The organism is Clavibacter michiganensis, assembly GCF_021216655.1.
Taxonomy (GTDB): Bacteria; Actinomycetota; Actinomycetes; order Actinomycetales; family Microbacteriaceae; genus Clavibacter; species Clavibacter michiganensis.
In genome coordinates, this window is record NZ_CP080437.1 from 2,438,906 (window position 1) to 2,455,817 (window position 16,912).

Below are 16,912 nucleotides of genomic sequence, written 5' to 3' on the forward strand. Positions count from 1 at the left end.
ATGCCTCGCTTCCTCCGCGGCTGCGGCATCTCGAACCCCGACACCCCCGAGCGTGGTGTCGCTGCGCCGCTGGCCGGAGGAGGCCTCGATGGAGCGGAGCCGAGGGTCTCGGCACACTGGTGCGAGACCACCCGCGACGCGCATGTTTGACGCGCGTCAATAGATGTGCTTCTCTGTGGTCTTCCGGGCATCAGCTGCGATGCCCGACGGGAAGGACGATGATGACCGAGGCCGCCCTGCACACGATCGCCATGACTCTCACCGAGTGGGACTTCACGGTGAAGGGCGGGGGAGCCGGGCAACCGGTTCGTCTACCGCATGACGCGATGATCCACGAGCACCGTGATCCTCGCGCGCCGGGAGGCGCGGACACGGCGTACTTTCCCGGTGGTGCGTACCGCTACAGCACCAACTGGGACGCACCTGCGGACCGCTCATCGTCGGTCGCTCTGCGCTTCGAAGGGGTCCAGGGCGACGCGACCGTGACGGTCAACGGGACCGTCGTCGGCTCGATCCGGAGCGGCTACACCGAGTTCGAGTTCGAGATCGGCGAACACCTCGCTTGGGGAGCGTCGAACACGTTCGTGGTCGACGTCGACAACGCCGCACAACCCACGGGCCGCTGGTATCCCGGGTCCGGCCTGTACCGCCCTGTCTCGCTCCTCCTGCGACCGGCAGTCCGCTTCGCCCCCGACGGACTAAAGGTGCGCACGCTGAGCATCACCGCGGCGACCGCCGAGGTCCAGATCGGATACTCGGTGCTCGGCCTCGAGGATCGGACAGCGCGCGTCGCCGTGGAGTTGCGCGACGGGAAGACGCTGGTGAGCTCGGCCGACGGAGTCGGTGTCGAGGGGGTGCTCTCCCTGGTCGTCGACCGGCCCCGTGCCTGGTCCGCCGACTCGCCCCATCTGTACGAGCTGATCGCTCGGGTCGACAGCGGTGACGCTACCTACGAACGGCGGGAACGGGTGGGGCTGCGCACGATTGCGGTCGATTCCCGGAACGGGCTGCGCATCAACGGGCGCAGGGAGCTCTTGCGGGGGGCGTGCATGCACCACGACAACGGCGTGCTCGGTGCCGCGACCCATCGTGCGGCGGAGTACCGGCGCATCCGCCTGCTCAAGGGAGCGGGGTTCAATGCCGTCCGCAGCGCGCACCACCCGATGTCACGACACCTGCTCGACGCCTGCGACGAGCTCGGCATGTACGTGGTCGAGGAGCTCGCCGACTACTGGGTGGCGTCGAAGTCCGCGCACGACGCAGCCGACCGCTTCCACGAGACGTGGCGCGAGGACGCGGACCGCATGATCCGAAAGGACCGCAACCGTCCGTCGGTCATCATGTACGCCGCAGGGAACGAGATCCCCGAGACCGCAACCCCACAGGGAGTCGAACTGACGCGCGAGATCACGGCTCATCTTCATGCCGCGGATCCTGATCGACCTGTGACTCTCGCGATCAACCTGTTCCTGAACACCCTGGTCTCGTTCAACAGGTCGCCCTACAAGGAGGCCGCCGCCGCCGGCGACGCGGGAACCTCCATGGCCGGGAGCACCGAGGCGAACGTGATGATCAATCAGATCGGCCGCATGATGGATGTCGTCTCTCGGCTGCCGCAGGCGGACAAGGCCTCGAGGGACGCCTTCGCCGAAGTGGATGTCGCCGGATACAACTACGGCATCGGCCGCTACGACCGCGACGTCCGGGCATACCCGGATCGGGTCATCCTCGGGACGGAGACGCTGCCCGGTGATGTCGCCCGCGCCTGGGGCCGAGTCCTGAAGCATCCTGCCGTGATCGGCGACTTCGTGTGGGCCGGGTGGGAATACCTCGGTGAGGCCGGGGTGGCTGTCTGGGTCCCCGGGAAGAAGGCCGGCCTGTCCAAGCCCTACCCGTACCTGATCGCCGGGCCCGGGATGTTCGACCTGATCGGGCAGCCCGACATCACCCTCCGCCTCGCTCAATTGGCTTGGGGAGACCTGCACCGGCCGGCCATAGGGGTGCGACCCCTCGACCGGAGCGGCATGCCCATGGTGCGATCGGCATGGCGCGTGACGGATGCGGTCGAGAGCTGGTCGTGGCGCGGGTCTGACGGCAGGAAGTCAGAGGTCCAGATCTACTCCGCCGACGACCATGTCGAGCTGCTCCTCAACGGTCGACGCGTCGGGCGTCGACGTGCCGGACGCCGAAGAGGCTTCCGAGCCGACTTCACCGTCCCGTACGAGCCGGGCACCCTCGAGGCTGTCGGGTACCGCAACGGGATCGAGGTGTCGCGGTCATCGCTTCGCAGCGCGACCGGTCCGTTGCGACTGCGAGTCGAGGCAGAGTCGCGCGACATGATCGCGGACGGCGATGATCTGCTCTTCGCAGAGATCACCGTCGTCGGCGAGAACGGAGTCGTCGAGATGCTCGCCGACGAGCAGGTCGCTGTCACAGTCGACGGTCCAGGCGAAGTCATCGGATTCGGATCGTCGGCACCCTCCTCGGAGGAGTCGTACACGACGGCGACGCACCGCACCTTCCGAGGTCGTGTCCTCGCCGTGATCCGCTCTACCGGTGCACCGGGGACCGTCACCGTCACCGCTCGTGGCCGCACGCTCGGCACAGCCGAACTCGCTATGGATGCCCGAGAGCCCGGGCAGGCCCCGCTCCCCGCTTCCCCTCTGAGCGGTGACACCAACCGTCTTGCCACCACTGAACCGTCCCACTGACGAAAGGACCACTCGTGATCGACGACAACGCAGACGAACGCGCATCCTCGGCCGCGCCGACCACCGCAGCCGAGCTGCCGGCGGAGCGCAAAGCCGCTCTCCTCTCCGGACGGAACTTCTGGGAGACGGAGGCGATCCCGGAGCTGGGACTGCCCTCGGTCGTCCTGGCGGACGGCACGTACGGGCTCCGGCACCAGGCCGGGCAGCACGACCACCTCGCGCTCTTCGAGAGCACGCCCGCCACATGCTTCCCTCCTGGTGTCGCGGTGGGCTCGAGCTGGGACCGCCGCGTGGCACAGCGGCTCGGCGCTGCACTCGGCCGTGAGGCGAGAGCACAGGGCGTCGACATCGTGCTCGGTCCTGGAGTGAACATCAAGCGATCTCCGCTCTGCGGACGCAACTTCGAGTACTACTCGGAGGACCCTCTCGTGTCCGGAGTGCTCGGTGCCGCTTTCACGCGAGCGCTGCAGTCCGAGGGCCCAGGAGTGTCGGTGAAGCACTTCGCGGCTAACAACCAGGAGACCCACCGACAGACCGTCAGCGCCGATGTCGACGAGCGGACCTTGAGGGAGATCTACCTCTCCGCCTTCGAGCGGGTGGTCCGGGACGGTGAGCCGGCGACGGTCATGGCTTCCTACAACCGCATCAACGGTGTCTTCGCTTCCGAGAACCGTTGGCTCCTCACGAACGTCCTCCGTGAGGAGTGGGGCTTCGACGGCGTGGTGGTCTCGGATTGGAACGCGGTCACCGATCGAGTCGCTGCGCTCCGGGCAGGACTCGATCTCGAGATGCCGGGAGGCACAGGTGCCCACGACGATGATGTGACGGGCGCACTGGCGACCGGCGAGCTGACGAGCGAAGACCTCGACGCGAGCGTGACGCGAGTCGCAGCACTCGCTCGATACGCATCCTCGGATCGCCCCTCGGTCGACCTGGACGGGCACCACCTCCTCGCCCAGGAGCTCGCCTCCGAGTGCGCGGTCCTCCTCCGCAATGAACGCGGTGCGCTCCCCATCCCCGACGGCAAGCAGGTGGCTGTCATCGGAGCCTTCGCCCAGGCCCCGCGCTACCAGGGCGGTGGTAGCGCGCACGTCAACGCGACCCGCGTCGACTCGCCTCTCGAGGCCTTGAGGGATCTGACGATCGAGCAGGGAATCGCGATCAGCTCCGCCGAGGGCTTCTCTCTCGACGGGACCGGGGACGATGAGGGTCTGCTAGCCGAGGCGCTCGATGTCGCCCGACACAGCGACATCGCCGTCGTGTTCGCAGGCCTCGATGAGGCGTCCGAGTCCGAGGGGTTCGACCGAGGCAGCCTCGAGCTACCCGCGCAGCAGGTGCGGCTGATCACCGAGGTCGCCGCCGTCGCCCAGCGCACGGTCGTCGTCCTCGCCAATGGCGGTGTCGTCTCGCTCGAGCCCTGGCATGACCACGTCGACGCGATCCTCGAAGGGTTCCTGCTCGGTCAGGGCGGAGGCGTCGCGATCGCGCAGATCCTGCTGGGGCGGGTGAACCCTTCCGGCCACCTCGCGGAGACGATACCCCTGCGCCTGCAGGACCACCCCAGCAGCCTCAACTTCCCGGGTGAGCAGGGCCATGTCCGCTACGGCGAAGGCGTCATGGTGGGCTACCGCTACTTCAGCACCTTCCAGACACCGGTGCGTTACCCGTTCGGTCACGGGCTCTCCTACACGTCCTTCACGACGGGTGAGCCCAGGGTCGAGGGCTCACTCGAGGACGGCTTCGTCGTCACCGTCGAGGTGACCAATACAGGCCATCGCGCGGGAAAGCACGTCGTGCAGGTGTACGTGACAACGGAGGCTGGGCCTGTCGTCAGACCTGTCCGAGAGTTGCGGGGTTTCGACAAGATCGAGCTGCAGGCCGGCGAGACCCGATCCGTCAGCATCGAACTACCACGCCGAGCGTTCAGCTACTGGGACATCAAGCACCAGCGGTGGCTCGTCGCACCGGGCAACTACTCCATCGAGATCGCTACCGACGCTCTGACGGTCCTCCACTCCGCACCCATCGCCCTGGACGGTGATCGGGTCATCGTCCCCGTCACCATGGACACGCCCCTCAGCACCTGGTTCGATCATCCCCTGGTCGGCACGCGTGTCAAGGAGGTCCTGGGACTCGGAGCGGTCGAAGTCTCACCGGAGCACCTCGCGATGATGGCCTCCATGACGATGCGTCAGTTCGTGGCCATCTCCGGGCTCCCCATCGCGACGACTGCTCTCGAGGAGCTCATCAGCGCCAGTGCGCCCGCCTGAGCCGAGAACCTCGCGAGCTCCTCGCTGCGCGAGGTAGGCGTCCCTTCGATCTGCGCATCGCGTCGTCGATTCTCGACGCTCCGAGGGGACGACCGCCCTGCGCTCGGCCGATCCATCCACCGACGAGGACGACATCATCGCCTTGTCCCAATCTTGTGAAACGAGTGATCATGAATGCTGCATTCCCCTCCGGATTCCTCTGGGGTGCCGCCACGGCTGCCCACCAGGTCGAGGGCAACAACCTCAACAACGACTGGTGGGAACTGGAGAAGGTCGCTGAGGGATACATCGACGCCAGCGGCGATGCCCTGGACAGCTACCACCGCTTCGCGGAGGACATGCGCCTGCTCGCGGACTCCGGCCTGACGACCTATCGCTTCAGCCTCGAATGGTCCCGAATCGAACCTCGTCCGGGCAAGTTCTCACGAGCTGAGCTCGCGCACTACCGACGCATGATCGACACGGCGCTTGACCTCGGGCTCACGCCCTTCGTCACCCTCCATCACTTCACGCACCCGATCTGGTTCGGCGAACGGGGCGGCTGGCTGGCACCAGACGCGGCAGACGTCTTCGCCCGCTACGTCGAGGAAGCGTGCAGCATCCTCGCGGACGTGCCGTACGTGTGCACCATCAACGAACCGAACGTCGTAGCCATGAACCATGGGGCGGCACGTATCGTCGCCGCAGGCCACGCGTATCCTGCTACACCGGATCCCGACCCTGAATACGGTGACGCGCTCATCGCCGCCCACCGGGTCGCAGCCCCTCTCGTGCGGCGGCTGACGGATGCCCAGGTCGGCTGGACGGTGGCCAACCAGGCATTCACGCCGACGCCCGGAGCGGAACTCGAGTACGCCGAGATCCAGCACCGGTGGGAGGACAAGTACCTCGATGCGGGACGTGAGGACGACTTCATCGGCGTGCAGTCCTACACGAGCCAGGCCGTCGACGAGAACGGAGTCGTCCCTCACCCTGACGCCTCCACGAACACGTTGATGGGATGGGCGTACCGACCTGATGCGCTCAGCATCGCCATCCGACACACTCACGACGTCATCGGTGACGTGCCCATCATCGTCACCGAGAACGGCATCGCAACCGACGACGACGAGCGGCGCATCGAATACACGAGAGCCGCCCTCGAAGGAATGAAGGCTGCCATGGACGACGGCATCGACGTCCGCGGCTACTGCCATTGGAGTCTGCTCGACAACTTCGAGTGGGGACGATGGGAGCCCACCTTCGGTCTCATCGCCGTTGACCGAGACACCTTCGAACGGCGTCCCAAACCCAGCCTCGCCTGGCTCGGGTCCATCGCCATCGCCAACGCGATCTAGTCCGGAACGGAAACCCGACATGACGACCACGACTTCCGCTCAATGGACCGAGCACTACCTCCGGACCGATGATGGACCGTTCATCGTCCTGGGTGCAGAAGTGCACAACTCGAGCTCGAGCAGTCTCCCCGCGATCACGGAGTCGTTCGCGACGGTGCATCGGCTCGGTGCCAACACCGTCCTCGCACCCGTCGCCTGGGATCTATTCGAGCCAGAGGAGGGCCGTTTCGATACCACCCTGATCGACGCGATGATCGAGACCGCGACCGACCTCGGCCTGCGATTGGTGCCCCTGTGGTTCGGCGCGTGGAAGAACGCGGTCTCGACCTACGCGCCGGGCTGGGTCAAGACGGACCAGCAGCGATTCCCTCGCGCACTGTCGAAGGATGGTGCACGCCTCGACCACCTCACGCCCTTCTGCGACGCGACGCGCGACGCTGATGGTCGAGCGTTCGCCGCCCTGATGCGTCGCATCACGGAGAAGGACCGTGATGGCACGGTCCTGATGGTGCAGATCGAGAACGAGATCGGCCTCCTCGGAGCGACGCGCGACTACAGCGACCTCGCCGAGGCTGCCTTCGCCGGTCTCGTTCCCGATGCCGTCGTCACCGCAGTCCAGGGTGAACCAGGAACACCAGTCCATCTCGCGTGGATGGACATGGGTCGACTCAGCAGCGGAACCTGGACGGACGTCTTCGGTGATCACGCCGTGGCACACGAGGCCTTCATGGCGGCCGCGTACGCTGCCTACGTCCAGGAGGTCGCCGCCGCCGGCCGAGAGGAGACCGACCTCCCGTACTTCGTCAACGCATGGCTCGACGCGGACAGCGTGCTGGACGGGCCGGTCGCCCTCGCCGGCGGGAAGGAGCCGGGGGAATACCCTTCCGGCGGGCCCGTCGCCCGAGTCGCGGGGATCTGGGAAGCGCTGGCGCCGCAGCTCGACCTGCTCGCGCCCGACATGTATGTCGCCGATGCCGACCCGGTCTTCACTGCGTTCGCTGGTCGCCGCAACCGGCTCTTCATCCCTGAGCTGCGCGCCGACGCGGTCGGCATCGGGCAGATGTTCGCCGCCCTCGGTTCGTACCGGGCGATCGGCGTCTCACCCTTCGGTATCGACAGTCTCGACCCCGACGACCCATCGAGCGCGCAGGTCGTCGATACCTACGGCCTCCTCGCCATCGCAGCGGAACTCCTGCGCCGCGACCCCGCGGCGCGCACCATGGGCTTCATGCTCGATGACGAACATCCCGACGTGGTCATCTCCTTTCCGTCCGCCGAGCTGAGGATCAACACCCGTTCACCGTGGATACCCGCTCAGCCCGTGTACCCCGCGTACGGCATCGCCATCGAGGACGGCGACGGCGTCTTCGTCATAGGGCGCGGCTTCTGGGTCACCGTGGAGCCCAGCGACACGGGAACCCCGTCGCTCCTCTCCGCGGACGAGTACTCGCTCATCGACCGCGAACTCGTGGTGACACGTCGACTCAACGGCGATGAGACTGCGGCGGGCACCCTCGTGCCCTTCCCCTTCGCGAACTCCCCGATGCTGACGGATCGGGTCATCCCGACGCGCCTGCCTGACGCAGGAGCGGTGAGGTTCCGCGTCTTCCACTACTGACGTACCGTCGAGGGGTTGCCCCATGCGGATCAGTCACGCCGAGAGCGCGACTGCTTCCCCCGGGGTGACCCCTCCGGCGTTGTACGCGTCGACAGCGATCCAGTAGTCCTCCCCGGCGTTCAGGGTCGGCAGCTCCAGCTCCGCCGCCCCCCAGACCTGCCAGGAGTGGTACAGCCGATCCGGGCGACGTCCATAGCGGATGACGACGCCATCAGCCGAGTCGTCCGCCTGCCATCGCACTCGGGCAGCTGTCGGCTGGGTCCTCTGGAGACGCGGCACGACCGCGGCTGGCCGCGGCCTTCCGTCATGCCCGAACACGCGAAGACCGCTGATCGCGAAGACGCCACCCCAGGGCATGCTGATACCTGTCACACGGATGAAGCGGACGGGGAATGGCTGCTGTGGTCGGATCAGTCGATGCGGCGCATCGGAGGGATCGACGCCTCCGTCATGGAGAGTGACCCAGGTGGTTCCGTCCTCGGACGCCTCGAGCAGGTAACGGACCGGCACATCCTCGACCACCACGGCGCGGAACGCGTCGCGTGCTTCGTCCGGATCCCGCAGTGGCCGAGCCGGCTTGTGCTTCACCATCTCATGGTCGGCGAGATTGACTTGGATCGCGTGCACCGTCCGAGGCGTCCCCATGTCGAGCGTCAACGCTTCACCGGGACGCGTGGAGCCGGCGGCCCACCAGGTGCGGATGTCCTCGTCAACCGCGAGCTCCGGCCCGTGGCCCTGAGCATGGGACGTGGCAGAGGTCGCCGACCGATACGACTGCAACATCCATCGCGGCGAGTGGTCATGCCACGGATCGGCTGGTCCGTCCGGGACGACGGTCGGGTAGTCACCGAAGGTCTGATTGCAGAACAGCGTGCCGTCCTCGTCGAATCCTGCAGGGAAGAGGCCGATCCGACGCTCGAAGTGGTGATTGACCGACACGCGCATGGTCGCGGCATGCCACCAGTTGCCGTGCGCGTCCTGGAAGGTGCTGCCATGCCCTGCACCGGTGACGAAGCCACCCGGCTTGGAGGAGAAGGGGCTGTCGGGTGAGTAGGTGTAGGGGCCGAGCGGGTTGCTCGCCGTGTAGTAACCGTCCGAGTACACGTTGTACTCGGTACCGGGGCCCGCGTACTGCAGGTAGTACGTTCCGTCGTGCTCCGTCATCCAAGCGCCCTCGATGAACGGCGTCGTGCTGTGGGTCCCGAAGAGGCGCGCTGACAGCTTCTCCCTGATGGTCGACGGCGGGCGCACCACATTGGACTCGCCCGGTCGTTCCCAGCCGTGCTCGTCGGGCTGCCCCGAGAGCAGGTCGACGGCGCTTCCGAGCGGGCGGAAGTCCTGGTCGACCTCCACTCCACGTAGAGGCTCCTTGTTGGAGCAGCCCCAGTACAGGTACCTCCGCCCGTCCCGGTCCTGGAAGTAGTTGGGGTCGTAGTAGGCGAACGAGCTCTCCGCGACGAGGGCGAATGGCTCGACGAGCGGGTCGCGTGACCGCAGGACCGGGCAGGGGCCCCTCCGTCGGGAGGCTGTGACGTAGAGGCTCCCGTCCATGTCGCGGACATCCGGGGCGTAATCCCCTTCCGGCAGCTGCGGCGTGGCGACGAAGACCCACGACGCGAGGTCGTCGGAGTGGAAGAAGCCTCCGGTCATGGACGCGAACAGGTAGTACCTGCCCCGGAACAGCACGACGGAGGGGTCGGCTGCCTCGCGGAACACCGCGCGTACGGGGCCGCGACCGAAGTCCTGATAGCGATACGGCAGATCGATGGGATTGCAGATCACGGTGCGGTGAGCGTCCACGAGGTCTCCTGTCCTGCGACGGCCAGCGTCTTTGCCGCGCGTCAACGAGTCTAGGGGCGCTATTGACGCGCGCCAATATGCATGGTTCTCTTCTCTCGATCGGTCCACTGGCGGGCCGTCGAAGGGAACGACCCATGTCCGAAGACGAACGCGGGACCCGGCGGGCCGACTCGCCGCGCAACGCCCTTGTCAACATCTCTCCGCTCACCGACCCGAACATCGAGGCGACGCAGCGCGAAGCCGCGGGAGCGTTCGGCGGCGATCCTGTAGTCACCGGGACGTCCGAGAGCAACGAACCGCCCCGCGTGGGCGCCGGCTTCGTCGCCGTCTACTCCCTGACGTACTTCGGCTTCTTCCTCGTGCTCTTCGTGCCGTCGCTGTTCAGCCTCGCGTACAAGGTGCAGCTCATCGAGCCCGAGGGGAAGGAGGCGGCTCTGGGTCTGATCGTCGGGATCGGAGCACTCTTCAACCTCATCCTCGGCCCGATCTTCGGCGTGCTCAGCGATGCGACACGACTCCGCTGGGGACGGCGGCGCCCGTTCCTCGTCTTCGGTCTCGGCGTGGCGGCTCTTGCGGCCTGCCTGATCGCGATCGCGCCGTCTGTACCGCTCGTCCTCGCGGGCTGGATCATCGCGCAGGTCGCAGCAAGTGCGATCAGCGCCGCACTCAATCCAACCCTTCCCGAGCGCGTACCGGCTGAACAACGCGGAAAGCTGGGCGCTCTGAGCGGCGTGGCGGCGTCCATCGCCGGCGTGAGCGCGACCCTCGTCGGCAGCCTCCTCACCGGCGATCTCGTCCTCCTCTTCCTGCTGCCGGTGGCTGTGCTGGCCGTCGGAGTCGTGCTGTGGCTGTTCGTCGTCCCGGACGCTCCCGCACCCGCGGGAGCACAACGACCGATCGGGGCAGCGCTGCGTTCCTTGCTCTTCGACCCGCGCAAGCACCCCGACTTCGCCTGGGTATGGATCGGCAAGTTCTGCCTCCAGATAGGGCTCGCGTTCTTCACGACCTACCAGCTGTACTTTCTCCTAGACCGCCTCGGCTTCACCGCAGAAGAAGCAGGCCGGCAGCTGGCCGTCGTCGGTGGGATCTCCCTTCTCGCCACCATGCTCTTTACGATCGCCGGAGGAACGCTCTCAGACCGCCTGCGTCGGCGAAAGCCCTTCATCTACCTCGCCTCGGCCATGATCGCCGCCGGAATGATCACCGCCGCCTTCTCCTCCGACTTCGTCATCTACGCCGTCGCGGGCGCGCTGCTCGCTGCCGGAACCGGGGCTTTCAACTCCGTCGACCTCGCGCTGGCCTCGGATGTGCTTCCTGATAAGGCTGAGAGCGGCAAGTGGATGTCGATCTATCACCTGTCCGGCGCTCTCTCGACGGCTGTGGGGCCGGCCATCGCCCCACTCGTTCTCTCGACGGGCGCCTCCGGCGCGAACTACACCCTGCTCTTCGTCTCCGGAGGCATCCTCGCCCTTGGATCTGTCATCACGGTGATCAGGGTGCGGGGTGCTCGATGACGGCGCACGACTGGCAAGCGAGATTCGTCGGCAGTAGCACCCCGTCGAGCGCCGGCGATCCGGCACTCTACGTGCGTCACACCTTCTCCCTCCGTGACGACGTCCTCAACGCGACACTGCATGTCACAGCCCTCGGCATCGTCGAACCGTCGTTGAATGGGGCGAAAGTCGGCAACGAACTCCTCGCGCCCGGGTGGACTTCGTACCGGCACCGTCTCGGAGTCAGCAGCTACGACGTCACATCCTCCCTCCAGCCGGGAGAGAACGTCCTCGGAGCCGTCGTGGGGGAGGGCTGGGCCGCTGGCCTGTTGAGCTACGAAGGCATCCGCCACAACTACATCGACCGCCCTGCCGTCTTCCTCCAGCTCGAGGTCGAGTACGCCGACCGCACTGAGACGATCGTCAGCGGCGAAGCCTCCCGCTGCTCCACCGGCGCCGTCAAGGCCCACGGCCTCTACGAGGGCGAGGAGTACGACGCCCGACTCGAGCCGACCGGCTGGGACCAGCCAGGGTTCGATGACGGTGCGTGGCAATCGGCCGTCGTGATCGAGTGGGATCTCGCGACCCTGCGAGCGGACATCGCGCCCCCCATTCGAGCCATGGAGGAGATCGAACCGGTCGCGATCACGACGACGCCAGCTGGGCGCACGGTCGTCGACTTCGGAGTGAACCTCGTGGGCTGGGTGCGGATCCGGGTCTCGGGAGATCGCGGTGCAACTGTGGTCCTTCGACATGCGGAGACGCTCACGCCCGGTGGCGAGCCAGAGTACGAGTCGAACCGAGGCGCGGCAGCTACGGACCGCTACACAATGCGCGGGGGAGAGGTCCCCGAGACGTGGGAGCCCAGGTTCACCTTCCATGGCTTCCGCTACGTGGACGTCGAAGGCTGGCCCGGCACGCTGTCGGCGGAGGACATCCGCGCCATCGTCGTTCACAGCGACATGGCCCGATCGGGATGGTTCGAGACGTCCAACGACCTCGTCACGAAGTTCCACGGCAATGTCGTGCGCTCGATGCGCGGTAACTTCGTCGGCGTTCCGACCGACTGTCCTCAGCGCGACGAGCGAATGGGATGGACAGGTGACCTCAACGCGTTCGCGCCGTCGGCTGCCTTCCTCTACGACGTCCGAGGGGTGCTCCGATCCTGGCTCGAAGACCTCGCCGCCGAGCAGACCGAGAAGGGCTTCGTGCCCTGGGTCGTGCCTGACATCCTGACCCACCCGTCCGCGCCCACTGCACTCTGGAGCGATGTGGCCATCAGCCTTCCGTGGGTTCTGTACAACGAGTACGGAGACCTCGAGATCCTTCGGCGCAGCTACCCGTCGATGGTCGCCTTCATGACGCAGGTCGAACCGCTTCTCGATGAGGATGGCCTATGGAGCAAGGGGTACCAGTTCGGCGACTGGCTCGATCCGGACGCACCTCCGGAGAACGCCGCGGCGGGTAAGACGGACAAGCACCTCGTCGCGTCCGCGTACCTATGCAAGACCACACGAGAACTTGCCGCTACCGCTGGTCTTTTAGGAGAGGAGGACGACGCCGCGCATTTCTCAGCGTTGGCCGAGCGTGTCCGGGCGGCGTTCCGCCATCAGTACGTCACCCCGGCAGGACGAGTGACCAATGAATCATCCACCGCATACGCTCTCGCCATCGTGTTCGAGATCCTGCAAGGCGAGCAGCGTCGAAAAGCCGGCGACCGGCTCGCTGAGCTCGTAGCGCAATCTGGCTACCGGATCTCGACGGGGTTCGCAGGAACACCGCACGTGGCCGATGCGCTCACCAGTACGGGTCACGTGCAGGAGGCGTACCTGCTCCTACTCGAAGAAGGTTGCCCCTCCTTCCTCTACCCGGTGACCATGGGTGCGACGACCATCTGGGAGCGATGGGACTCCGTCCTCCCTGATGGCACCCTCAACTCCACCGGCATGACGTCGCTCAACCACTATGCCCTCGGCTCGGTCGCCGACTGGCTCCATCGCGTCGTGGGCGGGCTCGAGAGGATCGAGCCCGGCTGGCAGCGGATCAAGATCGCTCCCATCCCTGGTGGGAACCTCACGTCGGCACGTGTCGCACACGACACCGTGCTCGGCCGTGCCGAAGTGGGGTGGCAGCTGGAGAGCGGCCACATGGAGCTCAACGTCGTCATTCCCGAAGGAGCAACGGCGACAGTCGTTCTGCCTTTGCACCCCGACAACCTCGTCGAGGAGGTTGGGCCGGGCGGTCACTCGTGGCGTTACGCGACGACGCAGGACGCACGCCGCACATACGGACTGGATACTCCACTCGCGGTGCTTGTCGAGAACCGGCGAGCTTGGCAAGAGGTACTCAAGGTCTTTGCCACTCATCTCCCCGGCATCTCCATCGACAGCAATGTCCCGGAGGCCGCAGCGATGACGCTCGACATGATCATGGTTCACCTCCCCGTCCAACTGATGACGGCAGGACCGGAGGCGCTGAGACGTGACCTCGAAGCGACGCTTGAGCGCTTGAGCAACTGAGAGACGGCGTGACGCTTGATTACAGCGGCGCCCCGTCCCGCCGCTCGGCGGGCTCGCCGCCGATCCGAACGCCCGGCGGCTGTCCACCGACGTTTTCGGCCGCTCCTACTCAGGCGTCGCGCTCGATGTTGCGGAACCGGCAGCCGCTGCCATGTCGATACGCACAATTCTTCACTACATCCCCAGCGTCTCCGAGAAGTTCCGCTACAGCCCCGACGACACCCTCACCGAATGTCTCGGCGTACTTGGGGTCGCGGGCCGAGTGGGAAGCAATCGGTGGTTGGGACACCTTCTGGCCGTCCCGCCCGAACCGCACGCCCCTTTTGCTCGACCATGGCTATGGCGAGACGCTCTCGACGCGTGACAGGGACGTAGGCGTGCTGCGGGCAGTCGCAGCGCACCGCGACCAGCGCGATGCCCACGGTGAACGAAGTCCCGCCAAGTGCGACGGTGAGGCGCACGCCGTGGCGGCGCACGGACGCGGCCGAGGTGAGGACCCCGGTCATTGATCCGACGGACAGACCGAGCAGCACGAGGCCTACCCCGCGGTGGATGCGGTGAGGAGGTCGCGGACGGCGGGCGTCCGCACCACCCAAGACGACATGTCGATCCCGAAGACGAGCTTGAACCCGAACACCGCGAGCCGTCGGAGCCGCAGCGCGCTCTGGCTCAAGGGGCAGCGACCTCGGCGATGTCAGCTGTGCGTGCGCGTAAGCGCGGGGCTCCGCTTTGTGCTCGCTCGTGCGCGTTCCGTCGTGCATGTCAGTTCTCTATTCCGTGCGGTGTCACGACATGCGAGTGGAGTCGGGAACTCGGCCACCCGCCGACGACGCTACCGAGCTGATGTCGTGACGCCGGACAGGCCCGCATGGACCCGGCCAGTATTGACTCAGCTCTCCTGTGTGCCGCGTAGGACCACACGGGGCTCCGGCACCCCTGCCGGTGGCGTCACCTCGACAAATCCGCCGCGGCGCTCGACACGGTACGTCGTCGCTTCAGCGGTGCGCGCATCGGTGACGGTGACGTCGCGTGCACCGTCCGGGCCGGGGAACACGTGCAGCGTCAGGCCAGCGAGGTAGTCGTGGTCGGGCCGGTCGTCACGGCCGCCGACGGGGATGACGGCGCCCTCGCGCACGTAGAGCGGCAATGTGTCGAAACCGTGCTTCTCTGTCCGCCACGCGCCGCCCTGAACGACCTCGTCGGTGAACCAGTTTGTCCAGCGACCGTGCGGCAGGTAGAGCTCGGCTGTGCCGTCGGCGGAGAACACGGGCGCGACGAGGAGGTCGCCGCCGAGCATGTACTGGGTGTCGAGGTGGGTGACCGCGCGGTCGCCGAAGAACTCGAGCGCCATCGGGCGCATCACCGGCACGCCTCGCTCATTGGCTTCAACGCCGGCTTGGAACAGGTACGGCATGAGCGAGAGCTTGAGCTTCGTGAAGGACCTCGTGACGTCAACGGCTTCCTCGTCGAACAGCCACGGCACCCGGTAGGAGCTCGAGCCATGAAGTCGTGAGTGCGAGGACAGCAGCCCGAACGCGAGCCACCGCTTGAACACGCCCGCATCCGGCAGTCCCTCGAAGCCGCCCATGTCATGTGCCCAGAAGCCGAAGCCGCCCATGGAGAGGGAGAGGCCACCGCGGAGAGTCTCGGCCATGGACACGTGGCTGGAGGAGTTGTCGCCGCCCCAGTGCACGGGCATCGCCTGGCCGCCGACGGTCGCGGATCGTGCGAACAGGACCGCGTCCCGTTCGCCGCGCTCCTCGACGAGCACCTCGTGCACGGCCTTGTTGTAGAGCTGTGCGTAGAGGTTGTGCATCGCCTCGGGGTGGCTGCCGTCGTGCCAGATGACGTCTGTGGGGATCCGCTCGCCGAAGTCGGTCTTGAAGGAGTCGACCCCCTGCGCGACGAGTTGGCGGAGGTAGCCCTGGTACCAGGTGACCGCGTCGGGGTTGGTGAAGTCGACAAGCGCCATGCCGGCCTGCCACATGTCCCACTGCCAGACGTCGCCGTCGGGCTTTCGGACCAGGTAGCCAGCGGCTGCGCCCTCATCGAACAGGCGCGAGCGCTGGGCGATGTAGGGGTTGATCCAGACGCACACCTTGAGGTCGCGCTCGTGCAGACGCTTGAGCATGCCATCGGGGTCGGGGAAGGCGCGGGGGTCCCAGACGAAGTCGGTCCAGTTGAACTCGCGCATCCAGAAGCAGTCGAAGTGGAAGGCGGAGAGGGGCAGGTCGCGTTCGGCGAATCCGTCGATGAAGGAGTTGACCGTCTCCTCGTCGTAGGAGGTGGTGAAGCTCGTGGTGAGCCAGAGTCCGTAGCTCCACGCGGGCACGAGCGCGGGTCGTCCCGCGAGTGCGGTGTACCGCTCGAGCACGTCCTTGCCGGTGGGACCAGCGATAACGAGGTACTCCAGAGTTTCGCCCTCCACCGAGAACTGCACGCGTTCGACGGTCTCGGTGCCGACCTCGTAAGACACGGCTCCCGGGTCGTTGACGAGCACTCCGTAGCCGCGGTCGGAGAGGTAGAAGGGGATGTTCTTGTAGGCCTGCTCGCTGGAGGTGCCGCCGTCGGCGTTCCAGATGTCGATGGACTGGCCGTTCTTCACGAGAGGGCCGAAGCGCTCGCCCAAGCCGTAGATGTGCTCACCGACGCCGAGGTCGAGCTGCTCGTGCACGAAGGCCCGTCCGGCCGTGTCGTGCATGTACCCGACGGACCGGTGGCCAGATCCGGTGAGCCGTGTGCCGCCGGAGTGGAACTCGAGCGACCAGGGTGCGCCTTCGCGGATGGTGGCCGTGAGTGGCCCGCTGGTCAGGGTGCCGACGCTGTCGACGACGGTCGCGTCGCCCATGCGCTGCCCCTTGTCACCGGGCAGGGTGAAGCCGCCTCGGCCTCGGGTGCCGCGGTGGTGCTCGATGCGGACGCGGATGATGCCCTCTGCTGGTGAGGTGAGGGAGACGGTGAGCATGGGCAGGTTGAGGGTGTCGCCGCGGGTCTCGATGCGCTTGGTGGGGGCGTACGCGACGAGGCCGCCGTCCTGCTCCCACACGTCGTGGGTCTCCTGCGCGTAGAGCGCGGTCACGCCGGGAAGGATCTCCCAGTAGCCGTCGGTGAACTTCACGCCTGCGTCCTCTCGTCGGTCGAGGCTGCGGGGGGGCATGGGCGGG

The 16,912-nt window shown here is 66.7% G+C and carries 9 protein-coding genes; 6 read left to right on the forward strand and 3 right to left on the reverse strand.

The genetic code is table 11. The annotated features are described in order from the left end of the window. Positions 1 to 221: 221 nt before the first annotated feature. From K0V08_RS11535 to K0V08_RS11550, 4 genes are all read left to right on the forward strand, one after another. On the forward strand, positions 222 to 2,711 hold the full coding sequence (locus K0V08_RS11535) for a glycoside hydrolase family 2 protein (RefSeq protein WP_079535012.1): 2,490 nt from the start codon (positions 222 to 224) through the stop codon (positions 2,709 to 2,711). A 14-nt stretch (positions 2,712 to 2,725) separates the two neighbouring features. Beyond that, the gene (locus K0V08_RS11540) at positions 2,726 to 4,981 is read left to right on the forward strand and encodes a beta-glucosidase (protein ID WP_011931319.1); all 2,256 of its coding nucleotides are present in this window, start codon (positions 2,726 to 2,728) and stop codon (positions 4,979 to 4,981) included. A 170-nt stretch (positions 4,982 to 5,151) separates the two neighbouring features. Beyond that, complete coding sequence (locus K0V08_RS11545; protein ID WP_079535011.1) at positions 5,152 to 6,318, forward strand: glycoside hydrolase family 1 protein; 1,167 nt, start codon at positions 5,152 to 5,154, stop codon at positions 6,316 to 6,318. A gap of 19 nt (positions 6,319 to 6,337) precedes the next feature. Next, positions 6,338 to 7,936 (forward strand): DUF5597 domain-containing protein, encoded by a 1,599-nt coding sequence (locus tag K0V08_RS11550; protein ID WP_011931321.1) that lies wholly within the window; start codon positions 6,338 to 6,340, stop codon positions 7,934 to 7,936. A gap of 33 nt (positions 7,937 to 7,969) precedes the next feature. Here K0V08_RS11550 and K0V08_RS11555 read toward each other — a convergent pair whose 3' ends face one another. After that, positions 7,970 to 9,736, reverse strand: a complete 1,767-nt coding sequence (locus K0V08_RS11555) for a family 43 glycosylhydrolase (protein WP_011931322.1) — start codon at positions 9,734 to 9,736, stop codon at positions 7,970 to 7,972. A gap of 134 nt (positions 9,737 to 9,870) precedes the next feature. On the opposite strand from K0V08_RS11555, the gene K0V08_RS11560 reads away from it, so the two are divergent. Continuing rightward, positions 9,871 to 11,250 carry an MFS transporter gene (locus K0V08_RS11560; protein WP_011931323.1) on the forward strand — a complete coding sequence of 460 codons (1,380 nt, stop codon included), beginning with the start codon at positions 9,871 to 9,873 and terminating at the stop codon, positions 11,248 to 11,250. Then, entirely contained in the window at positions 11,247 to 13,748 is a 2,502-nt protein-coding gene (locus tag K0V08_RS11565; RefSeq protein ID WP_011931324.1) for a glycoside hydrolase family 78 protein, read from the forward strand. The genes K0V08_RS11560 and K0V08_RS11565 overlap by 4 nt, the downstream gene beginning before the upstream one ends. A 538-nt stretch (positions 13,749 to 14,286) precedes the next feature. On the opposite strand, the gene K0V08_RS16075 is transcribed toward K0V08_RS11565, so the two are convergent. After that, a complete protein-coding gene (locus K0V08_RS16075; RefSeq protein WP_259469947.1) occupies positions 14,287 to 14,421 on the reverse strand; it encodes a hypothetical protein in 135 nt (44 codons plus the stop codon). 216 nt (positions 14,422 to 14,637) lie between these two features. Further along, positions 14,638 to 16,866 (reverse strand): alpha-xylosidase, encoded by a 2,229-nt coding sequence (gene yicI, locus K0V08_RS11570; protein ID WP_011931325.1) that lies wholly within the window; start codon positions 16,864 to 16,866, stop codon positions 14,638 to 14,640. Positions 16,867 to 16,912: the final 46 nt, after the last annotated feature.

Excerpts from the sequence above, each read along its gene's own strand:
- K0V08_RS11535 (WP_079535012.1), top strand. The coding sequence starts at position 222 with ATGACCGAGGCCGCCCTGCACACGATCGCCATGACTCTCACCGAGTGG.
- K0V08_RS11560 (WP_011931323.1), top strand. The coding sequence starts at position 9,871 with ATGTCCGAAGACGAACGCGGGACCCGGCGGGCCGACTCGCCGCGCAAC.
- K0V08_RS11545 (WP_079535011.1), top strand. The coding sequence starts at position 5,152 with ATGAATGCTGCATTCCCCTCCGGATTCCTCTGGGGTGCCGCCACGGCT.
- K0V08_RS11550 (WP_011931321.1), top strand. The coding sequence starts at position 6,338 with ATGACGACCACGACTTCCGCTCAATGGACCGAGCACTACCTCCGGACC.
- K0V08_RS11565 (WP_011931324.1), top strand. The coding sequence starts at position 11,247 with ATGACGGCGCACGACTGGCAAGCGAGATTCGTCGGCAGTAGCACCCCG.